At 70.7% G+C, this 18344-nt stretch carries 18 protein-coding genes and 1 tRNA gene; 9 read left to right on the top strand and 10 right to left on the bottom strand.

The window, feature by feature from the left end; all coding sequences use genetic code 11:
• Positions 1-23 precede the first annotated feature (23 nt).
• From ACN263_RS31280 to ACN263_RS31270, 3 genes are all read left to right on the top strand, one after another.
• Positions 24-1214 (top strand): GNAT family N-acetyltransferase, encoded by a 1191-nt coding sequence (locus ACN263_RS31280; protein ID WP_422737773.1) that lies wholly within the window; start codon positions 24-26, stop codon positions 1212-1214.
• Between the two features lie 83 nt (positions 1215-1297).
• Complete coding sequence (locus ACN263_RS31275; RefSeq protein ID WP_422737772.1) at positions 1298-2047, top strand: ZIP family metal transporter; 750 nt, start codon at positions 1298-1300, stop codon at positions 2045-2047.
• Positions 2048-2154: 107 nt separating this feature from the next.
• On the top strand, positions 2155-3333 hold the full coding sequence (locus tag ACN263_RS31270; protein WP_422740886.1) for a hypothetical protein: 1179 nt from the start codon (positions 2155-2157) through the stop codon (positions 3331-3333).
• 55 nt (positions 3334-3388) lie between these two features.
• On the opposite strand, the gene ACN263_RS31265 is transcribed toward ACN263_RS31270, so the two are convergent.
• Positions 3389-4471 (bottom strand): NAD-dependent epimerase/dehydratase family protein, encoded by a 1083-nt coding sequence (locus ACN263_RS31265; protein WP_422737771.1) that lies wholly within the window; start codon positions 4469-4471, stop codon positions 3389-3391.
• A gap of 213 nt (positions 4472-4684) precedes the next feature.
• Between ACN263_RS31265 and ACN263_RS31260 the strand changes: the two genes are divergently transcribed.
• The 3 genes from ACN263_RS31260 to ACN263_RS31250 all read left to right on the top strand — a co-directional run bounded on the left by ACN263_RS31260 (position 4685) and on the right by ACN263_RS31250 (position 5481).
• Positions 4685-4756 (top strand) — tRNA-Lys (locus tag ACN263_RS31260).
• 72 nt (positions 4757-4828) lie between these two features.
• Positions 4829-5083: a FitA-like ribbon-helix-helix domain-containing protein gene (locus ACN263_RS31255; RefSeq protein WP_422737770.1), complete on the top strand. Its 255-nt coding sequence runs from the start codon at positions 4829-4831 to the stop codon at positions 5081-5083.
• The gene (locus ACN263_RS31250; protein WP_422737769.1) at positions 5065-5481 is read left to right on the top strand and encodes a type II toxin-antitoxin system VapC family toxin; all 417 of its coding nucleotides are present in this window, start codon (positions 5065-5067) and stop codon (positions 5479-5481) included. Before ACN263_RS31255 ends, ACN263_RS31250 begins: the two co-directional genes overlap by 19 nt.
• Before the next feature lie 33 nt (positions 5482-5514).
• Here ACN263_RS31250 and ACN263_RS31245 read toward each other — a convergent pair whose 3' ends face one another.
• The 6 genes from ACN263_RS31245 to ACN263_RS31220 all read right to left on the bottom strand — a co-directional run bounded on the left by ACN263_RS31245 (position 5515) and on the right by ACN263_RS31220 (position 10226).
• Positions 5515-6087 (bottom strand): hypothetical protein, encoded by a 573-nt coding sequence (locus tag ACN263_RS31245; RefSeq protein WP_422737768.1) that lies wholly within the window; start codon positions 6085-6087, stop codon positions 5515-5517.
• Positions 6084-7406 carry a hypothetical protein gene (locus ACN263_RS31240; protein WP_422737767.1) on the bottom strand — a complete coding sequence of 441 codons (1323 nt, stop codon included), beginning with the start codon at positions 7404-7406 and terminating at the stop codon, positions 6084-6086. Before ACN263_RS31240 ends, ACN263_RS31245 begins: the two co-directional genes overlap by 4 nt.
• Positions 7403-8200, bottom strand: a complete 798-nt coding sequence (locus ACN263_RS31235) for an ATP-binding cassette domain-containing protein (protein WP_422737766.1) — start codon at positions 8198-8200, stop codon at positions 7403-7405. Before ACN263_RS31235 ends, ACN263_RS31240 begins: the two co-directional genes overlap by 4 nt.
• Before the next feature lie 11 nt (positions 8201-8211).
• Entirely contained in the window at positions 8212-9018 is an 807-nt protein-coding gene (locus ACN263_RS31230; RefSeq protein ID WP_422737764.1) for a zf-HC2 domain-containing protein, read from the bottom strand.
• Positions 9015-9566, bottom strand: coding sequence for an RNA polymerase sigma factor (locus ACN263_RS31225; protein WP_396800621.1), 552 nt, complete (start codon positions 9564-9566; stop codon positions 9015-9017). The genes ACN263_RS31230 and ACN263_RS31225 overlap by 4 nt, the downstream gene beginning before the upstream one ends.
• 90 nt (positions 9567-9656) lie before the next feature.
• Positions 9657-10226, bottom strand: coding sequence for an NADAR family protein (locus ACN263_RS31220; RefSeq protein WP_422737763.1), 570 nt, complete (start codon positions 10224-10226; stop codon positions 9657-9659).
• Between the two features lie 143 nt (positions 10227-10369).
• Here ACN263_RS31220 and ACN263_RS31215 point away from each other — a divergent pair, with 143 nt between their 5' ends.
• From ACN263_RS31215 to ACN263_RS31205, 3 genes are all read left to right on the top strand, one after another.
• Complete coding sequence (locus ACN263_RS31215; protein ID WP_422737762.1) at positions 10370-11140, top strand: IclR family transcriptional regulator; 771 nt, start codon at positions 10370-10372, stop codon at positions 11138-11140.
• A 440-nt stretch (positions 11141-11580) separates the two neighbouring features.
• On the top strand, positions 11581-13011 hold the full coding sequence (locus tag ACN263_RS31210; protein WP_422737761.1) for an extracellular solute-binding protein: 1431 nt from the start codon (positions 11581-11583) through the stop codon (positions 13009-13011).
• Positions 13012-13112: 101 nt separating this feature from the next.
• Complete coding sequence (locus ACN263_RS31205) at positions 13113-15029, top strand: ABC transporter permease subunit (protein WP_422737760.1); 1917 nt, start codon at positions 13113-13115, stop codon at positions 15027-15029.
• A 76-nt stretch (positions 15030-15105) separates the two neighbouring features.
• Here the strand turns inward: ACN263_RS31205 and ACN263_RS31200 are convergent, their stop codons facing one another.
• From ACN263_RS31200 to ACN263_RS31190, 3 genes are all read right to left on the bottom strand, one after another.
• The gene (locus ACN263_RS31200; RefSeq protein WP_422737759.1) at positions 15106-16005 is read right to left on the bottom strand and encodes a CDP-diacylglycerol diphosphatase; all 900 of its coding nucleotides are present in this window, start codon (positions 16003-16005) and stop codon (positions 15106-15108) included.
• A 198-nt stretch (positions 16006-16203) separates the two neighbouring features.
• Positions 16204-17100, bottom strand: a complete 897-nt coding sequence (locus ACN263_RS31195; protein WP_422737758.1) for a bifunctional helix-turn-helix transcriptional regulator/GNAT family N-acetyltransferase — start codon at positions 17098-17100, stop codon at positions 16204-16206.
• Between the two features lie 10 nt (positions 17101-17110).
• On the bottom strand, positions 17111-18274 hold the full coding sequence (locus ACN263_RS31190) for a low temperature requirement protein A (RefSeq protein ID WP_422737757.1): 1164 nt from the start codon (positions 18272-18274) through the stop codon (positions 17111-17113).
• Positions 18275-18344 lie beyond the last annotated feature (70 nt).

Genomic DNA, 18344 nt, shown 5'->3' with positions numbered 1-18344 from the left:
GCCGGGCGGGTTGAGATGAGCGGATGACCATCCGCCGGGTGACCGCCGACGACCGTCTCACCACGAGTTTCCCGCTGGCCGCGTACGCGTTCGAGGCGTCACCGCTGGCTGCCGCGCGGGTCGAGCAGTTCCGTGACTACCTGCCCTACAACGAGGGCAACACGACGCTCACCGTCGAGGAGAACGGCACCACGCTGGCCGCCGTCTCGGCCATTCCGATGCGCCAGAACCTGCGCGGGGTGGTGCTGCCGATGGCCGGTGTCGCCGGGGTGGCCACCCATCCGCTGGCCCGCCGCCAGGGGCACGTACGGACGCTGTTGCAGCAACTGCTCGACGAGATGCGCGACGAGGGGCACCCGCTCAGCGCGCTCTACCCGTTCCGGCCCAGCTTCTACGCCCGGTTCGGCTACCTGGGGCTGCCCAAGCCGCGCACGGTCACCTTCACCCCGGCCGACCTGGGACCGCTGCTTCGCGCCGAACTCCCCGGCGAGGTGGGCTGGGAGCGGATCGGGGCGGGCTACCCGGCGTGGCGCGCGTTCACCGAGCGCTGCCTGCGGGACCGGCACGGGTTCTCGCTCTTCCCGGACTACCGGGCGGTCGGGCTGCGTGACCGCGACGAGTACTGGCTGCTCACCGCCCGCGTGGCCGGCGAGGTCACGGGCGCGGTCACCTACCGGATCGACGAGCACGGCGGCACGCTGCACGGCAACGAACTGCTCGCCACCGACCCGCTCGCCCGGATGCTGCTGTTGCAGTTCTTCGCCCGGCACGTCGACCAGGTCGAGCGGGTCAGCCTCCAGGTACCGCCGGACGAACTGCCCGAGCTGTGGCTCACCGACCTGGACGTGCACGTCGAGGCGCGGGCGGGCCGCCCCGGGTCGTCCGCGCCGATGGCCCGGCTGCTGTCGCTGGACGCGTTGCACGGGCTGCCCGCCGGGCCGGGTCGGGTCCGCGTCGAGCTGACCGGGGACCGGTGGCTGGCCGGCACCCACCTGCTGGACGGCACGAGCGGCACCCTGGAGGTCGCGGACGCCGACAGCGGCCCGGTGCCGACCGCGACGCTCACCGCGGCCGGGCTCTCCGCCCTGGCGTACGGGGTGCTGGATCCGTCCGAGCTGCCGTTGCGCGGGCTGGGCGAGGTGCCGGTCGACGCCGCCGCCGAGCTGCGCGGCATCTTCCCGCGCGCGGTGCCGTACCTCTTCGCCGACTTCTGAGCCCGGTTCGCCGCCCCCACCGCACGGTTCGCGCCCCCGCCGCACGGTTTGCCGCCCCCACCGCGCGGGGTACGGTCCCGGGAATGCCGGAGTGGTTGCAGGCGGGCGGATGGGGACTGCTGGCCGGGTCGGCGCTGCTGATCGGGGCGGCGGTCGGCTGGTTCGCACGGGTACCCCAGCGGCTCATCGCGTCGGTCATGGCGTTCGGCGCGGGCGTGCTGCTCTCCGCCGTCTCGTACGAGCTGATCGAGGTCGCGCACGACCAGGGCGGCATGCTGCCCACCGTGCTCGGCGCGGCCGGCGGCGCGGGCGCGTACACCCTCGCCAACGTGGGCCTCGCCCGGCGCGGCGCGCGGAACCGCAAGCGCTCGGGCGGTCGGCAGCCCTCCGAGGGTGAGCACCCCGGCTCCGGGTCGGCCATCGCCGTCGGAGCGCTGCTGGACGGCGTACCCGAATCGGTGGTGATCGGCGCGAGCCTGCTGGCCGGCGGCGCGGTCAGCCTGGTCACGGTCGTGGCGGTGTTCCTCAGCAACATCCCGGAGGGGCTGTCCAGCGCGGCCGGCATGCGCCAGGCCGGCCGGACCCGCCGGTACGTGTTCCTGCTCTGGGCCGGGATCGCGCTGATCAGCGGACTCGCCGCACTGATCGGCAACACGCTGCTGGGCGGCGCGCCACCGGAGGCGCTGGCCGCCATCACCGCGCTGGCCGCCGGGGCGATCCTCGCCATGATCACCGACACCATGGTCCCGGAGGCGTTCGAGGACGCCCACCTGCTGGTCGGCCTCATCACGGTCGCCGGCTTCCTGACCGCGTTCGCCCTCTCCCACGCCTGAGCGGGCCCGCGCGGCGCGGAAGGGCGCCGCGTTGCTTAGCAGCGGATTAAGCCGGCACGGCGGATTCGGCGGCGTGGCTTCACGGCTCCTAGAGTCACGGGGTGCGCATGACGTCGCTTGCCGCTCTGCTCGTCCTCGGTGTCGCCACCGCGACCCTGCCGGCCTGCGGGTCCACCGATCCTGCGCCGGCCGGCGCGTCGGCCACCCCGGAGGCCACGCCGGACGCTCTCTCGACCGGCGACCAGGGTGTCGCAGCGGCGGGCCGGGACGGTCTCGGTGGCCCCGGGGCCAGCACGAGCCCGAAGCCGACCACCCCGGCCGCCAAGGCACTCGCGGCCGGCAATCCGAACGGCCACGCGAGCGTGCCCGCCGAGGCCCGGGCGGTGGACACCGCGAAGCCGACCCGGACGGTCGGTACCGGCACCCCGGCGAGCTGCACCTCCGCGGCCGTGGTGAAGGCCGTCGCCGCCGGTGGGATCATCACGTTCGACTGTGGACCGGCCCCGGTGACGATCAAGATGGCCGCGACCGCGAAGGTCCGTAACGCCAACGGGCCGAAGGTCGTGCTGGACGGCGGCGGCAAGGTCACGCTCAGCGGCCAGGGGCAGCGCCGCATCCTCTACATGAACACCTGCGACGAAGCCCAGGGCTGGACCACCTCGCACTGCCAGAACCAGGACCACCCGCAGCTCACCGTGCAGATCCTGACCTTCGCCGACGGCAACTCGACCGGCGACAGGGCCGAGGGTGGCGGTGGTGGCGCGATCTTCGTACGCGGCGGGCGGCTCAAGATCGTCAACTCACGCTTCGTCCACAACCGCTGCGACCGTACCGGTCCGGACCTGGGTGGCGCGGCCGTGCGGGTGCTGAGCCAGTACGAGAACAAGCCGGTGTACGTGGTGAGCAGCACCTTCGACGGCGGCTCCTGCTCCAACGGAGGGGCGTTGAGCAGCATCGGTGTGTCGTGGACGGTGCTGAACAGCCTGCTGCGGAACAACGAGGCGATCGGCAACGGCGCCAACCCCGCCAAGTCGGGTACGCCCGGCGGCGGCAGCGGCGGCGCGATCTACTGCGACGGCAACGAGTTCGCCGTCCGCATCGCCGGCACGATCATCGAGAACAACAAGGCCAACGAGGGTGGCGGCGCGATCTTCTTCGTCAGCAACAACCGCACCGGCACCATGAGGATCGAAAGCTCGACCCTGCGCCGCAACCCCAGCGGCAAGTTCGAGACCCCCGGCCACCCCGGCATCTTCTTCCTGGGCGCAAGCCTTTCGGCGCGGTGATCAAGAGGTTCGCGTCAGATCTCGTCCGTCTGGTGACGCCAACCTCTTGATCACCTCAGTAGGGGTTCCCCTGGCCCGGGGGGTTGCCCGCCAGGAGGCCCGACGGGCGGCCGGCTTGGTGGGACGCCGCCGACAGCGGCGGGCTGGGGGTGTGTTCGCCACCGGCCATGCCTGCGAACAGCTCCTTCAGCGCGGTCAACGCGTCGATCCTGGGTGTCCAGCCCAGCTCGGTCTCCGCCCGCTCGCTGGACATCAGCGGCGCGTTCAGGCCCAGCTCGACCCAGCCCGCGTCGACCGGTTGCAGCCGCGCCCGCCACGTCAGCGCCGCCGCCACCCGCAGCACCGGCGCCGCGACCGGCACGGTCCAACCGTGGAAGTGCCGGGCCACCAGCTCCGGGGTCAGCACCGGGTCCGCGGCGACATTGAAAGCGCCGCGCGCCTCACCCAGCACCGCCCTGGCGTACGCGTCAGCCACATCGTCGGCATGCACCGCCTGCATCCGCAGCCGCCGGTTCGTGGGTACGAGCGGAATCCGACCGAAACGTAGCAGTCGTACCGGCGCGAACGGGCCCAGAAAGTACCGGGTGATCTCCACACCGGCGTCCCTCTGGAAGATCAACCCCGGTCGCAGCCGTACCACCCGCAACGCCGGATGTTCCCGCTCCAACCCGTCCAGCAGCGCCTCGACCTCCGCCTTGTGCTCGCTGTACGACGAGCCGGACACTCCGGTGGCGGGCCACCGCTCGCTGATCGGGTGGTCCTTCGGCCCGGGCGCGTACGTGCCGACCGACGACGCGTACACCAGCGCCGGCACCCCGGCCCGCACCACCGCGTCGAACACCGCCCGACTGCCGTCGACGTTGGTCCGCCGTAAGATCCGCTGATCATGGCTGGGCTGGATCTGCCAGGCCAGGTGCACCACCGCGTCCGCCCCCGCGAAGATCTCGGCCAACTGGCCCGGTGCCCCCGGCGCACCGACGTCACAGGAGTGCCACTCCACCTGGTCGTACGGCGTACCGGCGTCCGGGCCGGGCAACCGCCGGGCCACCCCGGCCAGCTCCACCCCGCGCTCCCGGCGCAGCCGCCGCAGCACCGCCGTACCGACGTTGCCACTCGCCCCCACCACCACGATCCGCATGTCCGACCCCGTACCCGCCCAGCAGGCACTCAACCGCCGTCCGACCCGACGTGAGCTGCGTGATCGACTCGCCTTCGCGGAAGTCGGCGTATCCCGGCCGCCCGGATGCCCCGCCTTCCTGGAAGTCGAGTCGATCACGTCGCTGGCGAGGCATCGACGGCCGGCCGGAAGCCGAGAGCCGGCATCGTTGACTGTCAGGTAACCTGAGCGCGCGGGCCGCTAGCTCAATGGCAGAGCTGTGGACTTTTAATCCATAGGTTCAGGGTTCGAGTCCCTGGCGGCCCACTCTCCCACAGGCCAATAGGCCGCTCGCGGTTCTTCCTGGCGAGCGAGTGATGCTGCATGCATAATAAATGCATGGTTGCGCTGCAGATTCGGGACGTGCCGGAGGAAGTACGAGACGCCCTGGCGGCGCAGGCCAAGGCGCGCGGACAGTCACTCCAGGCGTACCTGCTGGATCTGGTGGAGACGCAGGCTCGGCGGCTGCGTAACACGGCTACCCTTGATCGCTTCGCCGGCCGCTCTGACGGTGCTCGTTCCCTGCCAGGGGAGAGCGCAGCCGAGTTGGACGACCAGCGGGAGCAGCGCGGACCATGGGGAAGCGCTGCATGATCGTCGTGGACGCGTCGGTTCTGGCCGATGCCCTGGTCGACGACGGACCGGTCGGCGACGCGGCGCGAACGGAGCTGAGCGCAGATCCACACTGGGCCGCACCAAGCCATCTCCTGGTCGAGGTCATGTCGGTGATCAGGGGCAAGGTCCTCGGCGGGAAGCTGGGCCTTGCCCGGGCTCAGGAGGCGATCGGCACCCTGCCTTCGTTGGTTGTCGATGAGGTTGCCATCGCCATGCTGGTCGACCGGATGTGGCAGTTGCGGGGCAATGTCACGGCGTACGACGCTGCTTACGTCGCGGCGGCGGAACTGTTGGCCTGCCCACTCGTGACCGGTGATGGTCGGCTCGCCAAGGCCAGCGGCGTCCGCTGCGAGTTCCGGCTGCTCGCGGTGTCCTGAGCGCCGGCGACCGAACGGGAATCGATTACGCCGTCAGTCGCGGCGGGCGGCGCCGCGCATCGCGTACGCCACAAGCCCTGTCACCGCCAGGACGGCCGCGACCACGGCCGCCGACCGGCTGGTGTGGGGCTGGCCGGGCCAGGTGGCGAGCGCGCCCCACGTGCTCGTCTGCGGGAACATGGCGGCGGTGATCGCCCAGCCCACGGGGAGGAACCAGGCGCGGGCCGCGCCCACGACCGTCGCGCAGAGCGCGGTGAGGCCGAGCAGGCCGGCGGCGTCGCGGACCACCAGCGCGACGGGGCCGAACCGGGCACCGGTGGGCTGGGTGGCGAACAGCACGACGAGGACGACCGCCAGCGCGCCCAGCAGGTGCAGGAGCCGACGCCACGGCCAGTGCAGTGCGGCGGTGCGTTCCAGCTCTTCGTCGGGGGCGGCCAGTGTGGTCGACAGGACCGCCACCATCAGCGTGACGGCCAGTACGACGAGCAGGAGGATGACGTCGCGCTCGGTGGACAGCGTCAGCCACAGCGCCCAGATCAGGGCGGCGGCACCGACGGAGGCGGCAAGTGCCAGGGGTACGCGTCGTGCGCGCAGGTACAGGATCATCGCGACAGGAGTCCGGTGGGGTTCTGGCAGGCCAGGATCGCGTCCCGTACCGCCGTCACGCGGGCGATCGCCTCCGGCGCGGGCAGCTTCTGGAGGTCCCGCCACAGGGCTACCGCCTCGGCGTTGAGCTGCGGATCCTCCTCGATCATCCCGGGGATGACACCGACGTCGGAGACCGGCTCGCGGCCGAGCAGGTGGTAGGCGGCGGCCCGTTCGACCGCGCCGTCGCGCTCGCAGTCGAGGTTGCCGTACCCGGTGCCCAGGCCGAACACCATCTCGGGGACCACGGCGGCGGGGTGGGCCAGGCCGCCGTGTTCGTCGATCCGGACGGTGATCGTGACGACCGCGGGGTCACGGGCGGGCAGGTCCTCGCTGAGGTAGGCCCGGGTGTCCTCGTGTACCTGCGTGGGGGCGGTCGGCATCTTGGCGAGGGCGGACAGCCCTTGGCGGGCGAGCGGGGTCAGCGCGTCCAGCACGTTGGCGTTGACCCGGGTGACGCAGACCTTCGGCGCGTCGTCGGTGCAGACGAGTTCACGGGCCACGGGGTCGATCGGTGCGACGAGGCTGGCCTCGTCGCGGGGGACGAGCGCCGTCGCGACGCCGAAGCCGAGCAGCACCGGCAGGGCGGCGGCCGTCGCGGTCCGTGGACCCTGCGCGACCAGCAGGAGTACGCCGGTCAGCGCGAGCCCGCCCATGAAGATGGCGAGTACGGCGGTGACCCGCGGGTCGATGGTCTGGAAGGGGTAGAACGGGCTGCTGCCGTACGCGGGTGACAGGATCGCGCCCATCCAGTCGGGCCGCATGACCGCGGTGAAGAAGACCAACAGCACACCGGCCACGGCGAGCACCGGCGCGGTCACCAGAGCGGGTAGCAGCCGCCCGATGCCCAGGCCGAGCCACGCCGCCGCGACCAGGGAGAACGCGCCGACCAGCGTGATGGCGACGACGTCCGGCGGGAAGTACGCGGCCGTGGACGCGATCCGCACGCCGCCCGCACCGACCACCAGCAGGAAGGCGAGCGCGAGCGCCGCGCCCATCGCGACGAGGACCGGCAGCATCCGGCGGGCGCGGGACCGGGGTGTGCTGGCGAACAGTTCCCCGACCTTGGCCCGGTGCTCGCGGCGGCCCTGCCACGCGCCGGCGGCGAGGGCGATCGGCCAGAGCAGGAGCAGGTACTCCTTGATGGTCAGCGTGAGCGACATCCACCCCTCCGACCAGCGGCCCGGGGCGAGGTAGAGGGCGGCGGCGCCGACCGCCACCGCGAGCAGTGCGGCGCCGGCCGCGGCGGAGCGCCGGAATTCGATCCGCAGCGCACTCATCGGCCGGCCTCCTCGTGGCGGCGGAGCAGCGCCGAGTAGCCGCGTTCGGCGGGGCTGTCGCCCGGGTGGTGCTCGTCGCCCTCGGCGGTCAGACCGGCGGGCGTGCCCTGCCACACCAACCGACCCTCGTTGATCAGCACCACCTCGGTGCAGGCGGCGACCACGTCCTCGACGAGGTGGGTGGAGACCAGCACGCAGGCGTCCGTACCCAGGTCGCGCAGCAGCTCACGCAGGTCGAGGCGCTGCTCGGGGTCGAGACCGACGGTCGGCTCGTCCAGCAGCAGCACCCGTGGATCGTTGACGATGGCCTGGGCGACGCCGGCCCGGCGCAGCATCCCGCCGGAGAGGGTCCGGAGCTTGGCGTCGGCCTTGGCGCTGAGCCCGACCCGGTCGATGGCGCGCTGCGTGGCCGCCGGGATGTCGGCCTTCGGCATCTCCTTCAACCAGGCCAGGTACGACACGAACTCCCGCACCGTGAACCGCGGGTAGTAGCCGAAGTGCTGCGGCAGGTAGCCCAACGAACGCCGGACCTGGCGCAGGTCGGCACGGCCGTCCACCGAACTGCCGAGCAGGGTGAGCCGCCCTCCGGCGGGTTTGATCACGGTGGCCAACGCACGCATCAACGTCGTCTTGCCCGCGCCGTTGCGCCCCAACAGGCCGTGCACCCCGGCGGCCAGGCTCAGGTCGAGCCCGTCGACGGCCAGGTGCCGGCCGGCCCGTACCTTCAGCGCCTCGGCCTGAATGGCCCAGGGGTGGATGGTGGTGGCCGTCTCGGCCAGGCTCACCGCTCGCATGATTGTTCCCTTCAGAACGAGGTGAGGCGCCGGAAGCTGTTGGCGCGCAGGAGGGTCAGGGCGGCCAGCACGACCGTGACGACGGCCCACCCGCCGATGGCCGTCGGCTCCAGGAGCACCGGCAACTCGGCGGTGGCGAGGCTGGGCGCGACCACGACGGCGGCCCAGGCCGCCATCAGCCCGACCGCGGCACGGCGTACGCCGACGAGGGAGCCGAGCAGCAGGGTGGCGGCGGTGAAGGCCAGGCACGGCAGCAGCATCAGCGCGGGGTTCACCCGGCTGGCCCCGTACGCGGCGAGCACGGCGAGCAGCGGGATGACGAGAACCAGCACCGCCGTGGTACGCCGCAGCAACATGGTCAGACCGGCCGAGGGGGTACCGACGACCAGTTCCCAGGCCGGGTCGCCGCGTCTGCTCCAGGCCGCCGCGACCCCGGGCAGCGGCGCGAGGGGCGCGAGCAGCAGCACGATCGACGGCAACTCGGACAGGAAGTACGTGAGCAGGGCCGCGCTGCCGAGCACGCCGGCGGTCATGGCCACCCAGGGCAGCAGCGCCGCCACGAACCAACGCTGTCGCATCGGCGTACGAAGGAATGTCCTGGATCGTGGAGCGGGACCGGCGGCGATCGTGCGGTCGACGGCCGCCGCGACCTCGGCGACCAGGGCGCGCGAAGCTGCCGTGGTGCTGCCGGCCAGGCGGGCCCGGCAGTCGGCACAGCTCTCCAGGTGCACCTCGATCGACCAGACGGTCGCCTCGTCGAGACCGGCATCGCCATCGGCGTAGCGGTCGATGTCGTTCAGGGTGGGATGCGTGCTCATGACAGTGCCTCCCGCAGGACGATCCGGGCGCGGCGGATCCGGGACTTGACGGTGTTCTCGGGTACGCCCAGCAGCACGGACGTCTCGCGGACGGTGAAGCCGTCCAGAACGGTGGCGCGCAGCACCGCGCGGACCTCGGGCGGCAGCACGGCGAGGGCCTGTTCGAGTTCCTGCCCGACCCGACCGGCGAGCGCCTCGTCCTCGGCGGCGGGCACGACCGTCTCGACCGGGTGCACCTGCGGCACCCGGGCCTGCCGCGAACGACGCCGGAACGCGTCCACCAGGCGGTGCGCGGCGATGGTCCACAGCCACCCGACGGCGCTGCCGCTCACCTGGTCGCCGGTGAAGCTGCCGGCCGCCCGCCAGACCGCGAGGTAGGTCTCCTGGAGGACGTCGGCGACCACGTCCGGGTCGGCGCACCGCCGTCGCAGGCGCACCTCCAACCAGGGCGCGGTCCGCCGGTACAGCTCGTCGAACGCCCGTCGATCACCACGGGCCACGCGACGGACGAGTTCCTGCTCGTCCGCCGCGTCCAGGCTTCGTCTCACGACAGGTAAGACGACCGCCTCCTCGGGATCGGGTCTCCCGTCACTGTGACCGCCGTCACTAACGTGCGTCGGTCCGGGCCGAGCCTGAGGTTATCGAGCGTCAAGTTGTGCACGGGCGCGCATCAGGGCGAACCCGAGCAGGTTCTGGCCGCGCCACTGGGCCGGGTCGTCGGCGCGTGGGTCCGTTGCCGCCAGTCCGATGCCCCAGACCCGGTCCACGGGACTGGCTTCCACCAGTATCCGGTTGGCCGTGCCGGACAGGTACTGCCCGAGGTCGGGGTGCTGGCTGAACTTCGCCACGTTGGCGGCGACGACCAGACCGAAACTGTGCTCGTCCCAGACGGTTTGATCGAATCCGCGTACCTGCCGGCCCAGGGTCTTGACCGCGCCCGGATGCGACGCCGTCAACATCTGAGCGGCGATCGCGTCGTCACCGAACAGGCGGGCCTTGCCGACCATCATGTAGTGCTCAGCGGTCAGATAACGAGTGCCGTCCACAGTGAATGGTGCCGGCCACCACTGGCTCAGGCACCCCGGTCCGATGCTGCCGTCAGCCTGGGGCCGGTGACCCCAGAAGAACAGGTACTTGGGACGCCCGCCGCCGGCGACATGGGCGCGCAGCTCGGTGAGGTCGCAGGGCAAGGGATCCGTCGTGGTCACGTCCCGCAGGGTGCCAGACCTGTGCGACATCGAGCGTCGGGCGCTCTGGCCTGGCGCGTCCGGCTCACGTGGCTATCCTCTTCAGGTGCTGGGCCGTGTGGAGATCGTTGACACGGGTCCGGCATTTCGAAGGGACTAGCGACATGCCCCGTGTGGTACCGGCAGTTATCCGCGCACTCGACGTCCTCGAACTGTTCCTGGACTGCCCCCAACTGTCGGCCCGCCAGGTGATGGAGCGGCTCGACCTGCCGCGCACCACCGTCCACGAGCTGCTGGTGACGCTCGAGGCTCGCTCGTACCTGATCTCCGTGCCGGGTCAACCGGTGCAGTACCGGCTCGGGATGCCGCTGTTCCAGCTGGGCGCGGCGTTCGCGGGTCGGCTTGATCTGGTACGCGAGGCACAGGGTGTCGCGCGGGACGTGGCCGCCGCGTGCGACGAGGCGGTTCACGTGGCGGTGCTGGACGGCGCCGACGTGGTCTACCTGGTCAAGTTCGACAGCATCCACCCCGTACGGATGGTGTCCGGGGTCGGGTTGCGGCTGCCCGCGCACTGCACGGCGGTGGGCAAGGTGCTGCTGTCCGCCCTCGATCCGGAGGAGCTGGACGCGGTCCTGATGAAGGATCCGCTGCCGGGCATGACGCCGGAGAGCATCACCGACCCGGACCTCCTGCGGGAGCATCTCGACCAGGTTCGGGCCGAGGGTGTCGCGGTCGACGTCGGCGAGTCGGACAGTGCGATGCGCTGTGTCGCGGCGGCGATCCGGGACCACTCCGGCACCGTGATCGCCGCGATGAGCCTGTCCGCGCCGATCATCCGCTGGACGCCGCAGGTGCAGGGGAAGTGGACGGGCCTGGTTCGCGAGGGCGCGGCCGCGCTGTCGGCGCGGATGGGCTTCCGGGCCCAGCCCCGGTAACAAAACTCCCGCTTTCGGTTCGAAACAGCATCGAAACATTGACATCGCTTACCGGGCTGCTCTAGCGTCGCACCACTCGATGCGGTATATCGAACCTAGTTCGAAATCTCGAACGGCGGTGGTCCCGTGACACGACCAAACCGGAACGTCAGCGCCACTGTCTCGGCCCTGTCGCCGATCGCCTCGACCACGTCGCACCGTCCGAGGTGCGGCACCCGACAGATCTCGGGTGGCTCGGACGGACCGCGCGTACCCGGACTCCGCGCGGCGGCCGGCAGGTCCGCTCGCCGTCGCGGCGACCGACGAACGAACTGATCTCGACGGGCGGCCCTGCGTGGTCGCCAGCACAGCAGCCAACTGGAAACACGACGATCGCGGCGTTCGCCGGGTGCGCCTTCGGCGTGCGGCCGTACGCGGCGAGACGAAGGAGGCGGGTGTCCATGGAGGACAAATCGGGTTGGTCCCGGCGCGGCGTGCTGGGAATGGGGGTGGGGGTACTCGGCGCGGCGGGTCTGGCCGCGTGTGGGGGCACCTCCGAGTCGCCGACCAAGGTGCAGCCGGAGGTCCCGCAGGAGCTGCTCGACGCCGCCGCGTCGATGAAGGGCTCCTCGATGGGGATGTTGTCGCAGAAGCTGTACTCGACGGCGGCGAACGACGCCCTCGACAGCTCGATCAAGAAGTTCGCCGACAGCACCGGCACGAAGATCGAGAACAGCCTGGTCCAGGCCGACGCGGGTGACGTGGTCGCCAAGATCGACGCCGAGGTCAAGGGTGGGGTGGCTCGTGACCTGGCGTTCATGACCGACTCCCGGTTCGTCGCCCAGTTCCAGGCGCTGGGCGACCTGGAGGACGTCACCGACGTCGTCCAGGCGCTTACCGCCAAGTACGGCGAGCCGTGCGCGGAGGCCAAGAACTTCTGCGTCTTCGACGGCAAGTGGTTCGCGATTCCGTACCACTTCATCGGGATCGGGTCGTTCCTGCGCAAGGACTGGATGCAGGAGAAGGGCATCACGCCCAAGGACATCTACAGCTGGGAGGAGCTGCGGGACGTCTGCCTGGCGATCTCCGACCCCGGCAAGCGCCGGTTCGGCTGGGGCATGACGATCAACCGCTCCGGTGACGCCAACGGCATGATCGAGGCGCTGATCAACGCGTACGGCGGGTCGATCGCCTCCAACGACGGCAGGAAGGTCACCTTCGAGTCGCCGGAGACGGTGCAGGCGGTGACCTTCCTCGGCGACATCTACACCAATCCGAAGTACAAGCCGATGCTGCCACCGGGGATCGCGAGCTGGACCGACACCAGCAACAACGAGAACTGGCTCGCGGGCATCCTGGGTTACACCCGCAACCAGTTCAGCGTCTACGCGGACTCGCGGACCAAGAAGAACCCGGTGCACGCCAACACCCACGTCTTCTCCGACTGCATCGGGCCGGCCACCAACAACCCGCTGCTGCTCGGCCAGTCGCAGGGCTTCGTCGTCTTCAAGGGCGCCAAGAACCCCGCGCTCGCCAAGCTCCTGGCGCAGTATCTGGTCAGTGCGCCCGCGCTGCTCGGCGTGGCGAAGGAGGCACCCGGTCTGGTGATGCCCGCCTGGGAGAAGGTCTGGGACGCGGACCCGTTCTTCACCAGCGGCGACCCCGCGTTCCCCATGCTGCGCAAGATCACCCAGTTGCAGCTGCCGTTGAACACGAAGAACGGCCTGACCTTCCCGCAGAAGGCCAGCGCCGGCCAGCAGGCCGTCGGCTCGGCGTACGTCCTCACCGACATGATGCAGCAGGTCGTGCAGGGCACCGCGCCCGCGCAGGCCGTGAAGGCGGCCCACACCAAGATGGTGCAGATCTTCAATCAGCAGGGGCTGCCACAGTGAGGACGCTCCGTCCCGCGCGGGTCCCGGCGGCGAGGGTGTCCTCGCCGCCGGGGTCCGGCTCCCTCACCGCGACCCAGCGCCGGCTGGGTCGTGACTGGCGAATGGCGGCGTTGTTCCTGACGCCGATGGCCGTGCTGGTCGGCGGTCTCGTGCTGGTACCGATCGCCCGGTCGATCGTCACCAGCACCACCGAGCGGCACGGGCAGGAGTCCGTGTTCGTCGGCCTGGACAACTACCTGCACCTCGTCGGCGACGACCAGTTCCACACGGGCGTGGTGAACTCGTTCGTCTTCACCGCGTACGCCGAGATCTTCAAGGTCGTGCTCGGGCTGGCCGCGGCCCTGCTGCTGCACCACCGACGCCGCGGGCGGGCGGTGCTGGCGGGGTTGCTCCTGGTGCCGTGGGTGGTGCCGACGGTGGTGACGGCCTTCAGCTGGCGCTCGCTGCTCGACCCCATCTTCGGCAGCGTCAACAACCTGCTCACCACCACCGGGATCGGACCGCTGCTGGTCGACCTGCACCTGGTCGACAGTTGGCCGGCCGGCTGGCTCTCCGACCCGTCGCTGGCGATGCCGTCGGTGATCATGGTGAACGTCTGGAAGGGGGTGCCCTTCTTCACCGTGTGCTTCCTCGCCGGGTTGAAGGCCATCCCGGCCGACCTCTACGAGGCGGCCACCATCGACGGGGCCTCGGCGTGGCAGCGGTTCGCCAACGTGACGCTGCCCGGCCTGCGCCATGTGATCACCGTGACGGTGACCCTGTCGTCGATCTGGACCTTCAACAACTTCGACCTCGTCTGGCTGCTGACCCAGGGTGGTCCGGGCGACGTCACCGCGCCGTACGTGCTCGTCGCGTACTCGAAGGCGATCCTGCAGTTGCAGTACGGCGCGGGTGCGGCGGTCACGCTGGTCATGCTGCCGGTCATCGGCGGACTGGTGTTCTTCCTGGTCCGACTGTTGCGCCAGGATTCCGGGGCGAAGCTGCCCCGGTCCCGAGGCACGACGCTGCGGGTCGGCACGCGCGCGCGCAAGGCCCTGCCGTGGGTGCTCACCGCGGTGGTCACCGGCCTGCTGATCTGGGCGTCGCCGGAGATCTTCTGGAAGGCCGCGGTCATCCTCGGGGTGATCCTGCTGATCGCGGCGGCGGTCGGTCGGGTGGTGTCGACCCTCCAGTCGCGGGGCGGCCGCCGGTCCTCGTCGGCGGTCTCCAGCCTGGGATCCTGGGTCGCGCTCGCCGGGCTGCTCTTCTTCGTGCTCGGCCCGCTGTACTGGATCGGCGTCACGGCCTTCAAGTCCGAGGGCCAGGTCGTCATGCGGACCGACGACCTGTGGCCGACACCCTGGACCACGGAGCAGTTCACCGCGCTCTTCGCCAACCAGCCGTTCGGTCGCTGGTACCTGAACACCCTGCTGGTGTCCGCGGCGTCCACCGCGGTGGCGCTGGTCTGCGCCGCTCTCGCGGGTTACGCGCTGGCCCGGCTGCGGTTCCGGGGAGCACAAGGGTTCACCGTCACCGTCCTGCTCACCTACGTGATGCCGGGCGCGCTGCTGTTCATCCCGCTCTACCAGATGCTCATCGGCGTGCGACTCACCGACTCGTTGTGGTCGCTGGTGGTGACGTACCCGACGTTCACGCTTCCGTTCGCCACCTGGCTGCTGGTCGGCTACTTCTCCTCGATCCCCGTGGAGCTGGAGGAGGCCGCGCTCGTGGACGGCTGCACCCGGCTACAGGCGTTCGGCCGGGTGGTGCTGCCGCTGGCCAAGCCAGGACTGCTGGCGGTCGCGCTCTTCACCCTGACCAACGCCTGGAACGAGTTCCTCTTCGCCTTCGTGTTCATCACCAAGGACGAGTACAAGACGTTGCCGGTGGGGATGCAGTCGATGATCGCCGGAGACGTCGTACCGCAGGGACAGCTCGCCGCGGCCTCGCTGCTCGTCAGCATCCCCGTGGTGATCATGTACGCGCTCGGGCAGCGCTTCCTGACCGAAGGGCTCACCGCGGGCGCGGTCAAGGGCTGATCGGTGGCCGTGGTGGAGCTTCACGCTCCCCCACGGCCGCCTCTCACCAGCGGTGCAGCGACCAAACCCTGAGGAATCAGGTGTACGCGAGCAGGAAGTCGACTGTGCCCGTACCGCCGGGCTGGCCCTGCGGGGTCTGGAGAGCGGGCTCGCTGTTGATGACGTAGAACCCGCCGTTGCCGACCAGGCGAGGGGTGACCGCCATCGCCTGGTCGGCCATGTTCGCCCCGGTGGGGCGTACGACGTAGTCGCGCAGCAGCGTGAACAGGTTGTTGTTCAGGTTCGCCACCTGGAGTACCCGGTAGGAGCGGGGGGCCGGCGCGCCGCCGCTCGTCAGGCCCCAGATCGGGATGATCTGGCTCCGCCAGTTCGCCGGGTTGTTGCTGATCGAGCTGTCGTACGAGTTGAGCTGGGTCTGGATGCCACTGTGGATACCGGCCAGATGGATGTGCAGTTGGTCCTGCTGGCGGGCGCTTGCCGAATTGATGCCGAGCCCGATGTTCGGGTACACGACGTGCGAGGGCTGCCCGGGCTGGGCGTTGATCCACGCGTCCAGCCAGTAGTTCGGCGCGGCGGCGGTGGCGATGAACGGGCACTCGATGCCCTTCACGCGGCAGGTCGGCACGAGCAGATAGTTGTGGGTGTTCGTCGGCGCACCGTTGAGCACCACGTAGGTGGACGTGGTGCGCAGGCAGTTCGTCGGCGGTGAGGTCCGCGTACCCAGGCAGACCTGGACCCGGTCCCAGAGGTCGAACCGGCCGCCGGTGTCGGTGGGATAGCCGCACAGCGCCGACGGCGTCGGGCAGACGGTGCCGCCCGGGTTCGGCGGTGGCGAGGGTTGGGGTGGGCCGTCACCACCGTCGGCCATTCCGCTGTCGGCCCCGGCCAGGGTGAGAAGCCCGCCCGCGCCGGCGGCCCCGGACAGCTTGACGAACTGACGTCGGGCCATCTGATCGATCCGTCTGCTGCCGCTCATCGCCATTCTCCGCCCACGATCCGAGGTCGCCCCCGAGCCGAAGTCCCTGCTCAGAGCTTCGGACGGGAAGGCTGGAACGTGCCGAGATTAGGACGAAATCTCACACCTCAGCCGTTCGCTGGCGGCGGGGTCCCCTGATCGTGTCCGCCGGCCAACCGCACCGCCGGTTCCTGGGCTGGTTTCGGCGATGACGTCTGCTCACCGCGCTAGCGGCTTCTCGAACCAGTGGTGGGCGTAGTGCTCGGTGTTGTACGGCGGGATCTCCCGGTAACCGGCCGAGCGGTACAGGGCGATCGCCTCGGTGAGGTTACGGTTGGTGTCCAGCCGCACGGCTGTCGCGCCGCGCTCGGCGGCGTACCGCTCCAGCTCGCCGAGCAGCCGCCGTCCGACGCCCAGCCCGCGCACGGTGTCGGCCACCCAGACGCGTTTGATCTCGGCGGGCCCGTCGCGGTGGAGTTTGACGGCGCCGCAGCCGACGGGTTCGGTGTTGAGGGTGGCGAGCAGGAGTACGCCGGCCGGCGGTACGAGCGCCTCGTCGGCGAGCGGGTTGCTCAGCGCCGGGTCGAAGCCGTCGTCGAACCGTCGTCCGATCTCCCGGGCGTACGCGCGCAGGCAGGCTCGGGCCCGCCGGTCACTCGGCGGACACGGCTCGATGACCACCATCGACCCGACGAGCAGCCGTTCGACCTCGGCCATGGCGGCGACGAGTCGGTCCCGACGGGGTGCGCTGAGCGGTTCGAGGATCGAGGCCGCCAGTTCGTCGGACCGCCGGTCGAGTTCGGCCCACTGGGTACGGCCGGCATCGGTGAGGGCGGCGGTGCGGACCCGGCCGTCGCCGCCGGCCTGGTCCGCCGGCCCCACGGTGACGAGCCCGTCGTTCTCCAGGGCGCGCAGGAGCCGACTGAGGTATCCCGAGTCGAGGCCCAGCCGGGCTCGCAGCGCCGCGACCTCGGCACCCGCCGGGCCGATCTCCCAGAGCAGCCGAGCCTGCCCGAGCGGGCGGCCCTGGGCCATGTACTCGTCGTCCAGCGCACCCACCCGCTGGGTGACGGTCCGGTTGAACCGGCGCACGGCGGCGATGAGGGCGGCGTCCATACCCCTGACTTTAGTCAGATTTTCCGACCCTGCGGTAGGAGAAGATGCCGGCGCGGTCCAGGACGACCACCACGAGCACCACTGAAGTGGCGACCACGCTGACCGCCAGCAGCGGCAACCGTAGGGCTGCCGCCGCGCCGGACATCGCGAACAGGGCCGCCACCCGGGGCCAGGAGAGCCGCCGGTGGATCGCCAGGGAGAACAGGATCCTCCCGATGAGGAACAGCGTGGGCCCGCCCAGGATGACCACCACCGCGGTCAGGTCACCCTTCTCCGTCGGATGGGCGATGCTCAGCTCGGCGCCGACGGCGGTGACCACCAGGCCGCCGATCATCACGAGGTGCAGATAGCCGGTACGGACGGCGAGCCGAGTGGGATTGGCGTGCTCGATGGCCGGGGCCAACCGCCGGCCGGCGGGCGTCAGATAGAGCAGGCCGATCAGCACGGCGGTGGCGAACACCAGCAGGAACGCGGCGGTCTCCGGCAGGTGCAGGTCGGTGTCGGCGTACGAGAGACCGGCCACCAGGACGAGTTCACCGAGCGCGATGATCATGATTTGTTGGTACCGCTCGGCGAAGTGTCCGCTGGCCAGGCGCAACTCCTCCGGCTTGGCGCGGCCGAGGCGCGGCGTGGGCCAGCCGAATCGTGGTCCGTTGAGGTCGATCGCCAGCGCCAGCAGCCACAGCGGAACCCGCCAGCCCACCAGGAACGCACCGGCCAGCCACGGTACGGCGGAGACGCTGTACCAGATCAGGATCCGCAACGCCCGGCGCTGCCGCGGGTGGCCCCGCAGCGTCATGGCGGTGACCACGCCCCGACCGACGACCAGCCCGACGTACGCGCCGGCGAAGAGCGGACCACGACCGTCCAACGCCTGCGGGATCGCCACCCCGGCCAGCAGACTGCTCAGGGCGGCGGCGAGCAGCAGCAACCGGATCAACGGGCTCTCCGGGTCGTACCAGTCGGCGAACCAGGTGGTGGTCACCCAGATCCACCAGATCGCGGTCAGCAGCAGGCCGGTCCGCAGCACGCCGACCACGGTCAGGTCGTGCAGCAGATGGTCGGCCAACTGGCTGAGGGCGAGGACGAACGCCAGGTCGAAGAACAACTCCAGGAATGAGGCGCTTAGCGGGGTGTCGCTTCCCCGCAGCAACCGTTCGGGCCGGCTCGCCATCGGCGCTCCTCCCGATGGCACGCCCTGACTCCGTTCGTACCATCCGGAGCCGGCCGCCGGAGGTGAATGC

Origin of the sequence: Micromonospora sp. WMMD729, from assembly GCF_049315225.1 — a bacterium.
GTDB lineage: Bacteria > Actinomycetota > Actinomycetes > Mycobacteriales > Micromonosporaceae > Micromonospora.
The sequence above is the reverse complement of the archived record's forward strand: the minus strand, read 5'-3'. Positions and strand labels throughout refer to the sequence as shown.

Bases quoted from the DNA above. Each gene is read 5' to 3' on its own strand.
- ACN263_RS31190 (WP_422737757.1), bottom strand. From the start codon at position 18,274: ATGGCGAGCCGGCCCGAACGGTTGCTGCGGGGAAGCGACACCCCGCTA.
- ACN263_RS31200 (WP_422737759.1), bottom strand. From the start codon at position 16,005: ATGAGCGGCAGCAGACGGATCGATCAGATGGCCCGACGTCAGTTCGTC.
- ACN263_RS31210 (WP_422737761.1), top strand. From the start codon at position 11,581: ATGGAGGACAAATCGGGTTGGTCCCGGCGCGGCGTGCTGGGAATGGGG.
- ACN263_RS31235 (WP_422737766.1), bottom strand. From the start codon at position 8,200: ATGCGAGCGGTGAGCCTGGCCGAGACGGCCACCACCATCCACCCCTGG.
- ACN263_RS31275 (WP_422737772.1), top strand. From the start codon at position 1,298: ATGCCGGAGTGGTTGCAGGCGGGCGGATGGGGACTGCTGGCCGGGTCG.
- ACN263_RS31280 (WP_422737773.1), top strand. From the start codon at position 24: ATGACCATCCGCCGGGTGACCGCCGACGACCGTCTCACCACGAGTTTC.
- ACN263_RS31240 (WP_422737767.1), bottom strand. From the start codon at position 7,406: ATGAGTGCGCTGCGGATCGAATTCCGGCGCTCCGCCGCGGCCGGCGCC.
- ACN263_RS31255 (WP_422737770.1), top strand. From the start codon at position 4,829: ATGGTTGCGCTGCAGATTCGGGACGTGCCGGAGGAAGTACGAGACGCC.
- ACN263_RS31270 (WP_422740886.1), top strand. From the start codon at position 2,155: ATGACGTCGCTTGCCGCTCTGCTCGTCCTCGGTGTCGCCACCGCGACC.
- ACN263_RS31250 (WP_422737769.1), top strand. From the start codon at position 5,065: ATGGGGAAGCGCTGCATGATCGTCGTGGACGCGTCGGTTCTGGCCGAT.
- ACN263_RS31195 (WP_422737758.1), bottom strand. From the start codon at position 17,100: ATGGACGCCGCCCTCATCGCCGCCGTGCGCCGGTTCAACCGGACCGTC.
- ACN263_RS31230 (WP_422737764.1), bottom strand. From the start codon at position 9,018: ATGAGCACGCATCCCACCCTGAACGACATCGACCGCTACGCCGATGGC.
- ACN263_RS31245 (WP_422737768.1), bottom strand. From the start codon at position 6,087: ATGATCCTGTACCTGCGCGCACGACGCGTACCCCTGGCACTTGCCGCC.
- ACN263_RS31205 (WP_422737760.1), top strand. From the start codon at position 13,113: ATGGCGGCGTTGTTCCTGACGCCGATGGCCGTGCTGGTCGGCGGTCTC.
- ACN263_RS31215 (WP_422737762.1), top strand. From the start codon at position 10,370: ATGCCCCGTGTGGTACCGGCAGTTATCCGCGCACTCGACGTCCTCGAA.
- ACN263_RS31265 (WP_422737771.1), bottom strand. From the start codon at position 4,471: ATGCGGATCGTGGTGGTGGGGGCGAGTGGCAACGTCGGTACGGCGGTG.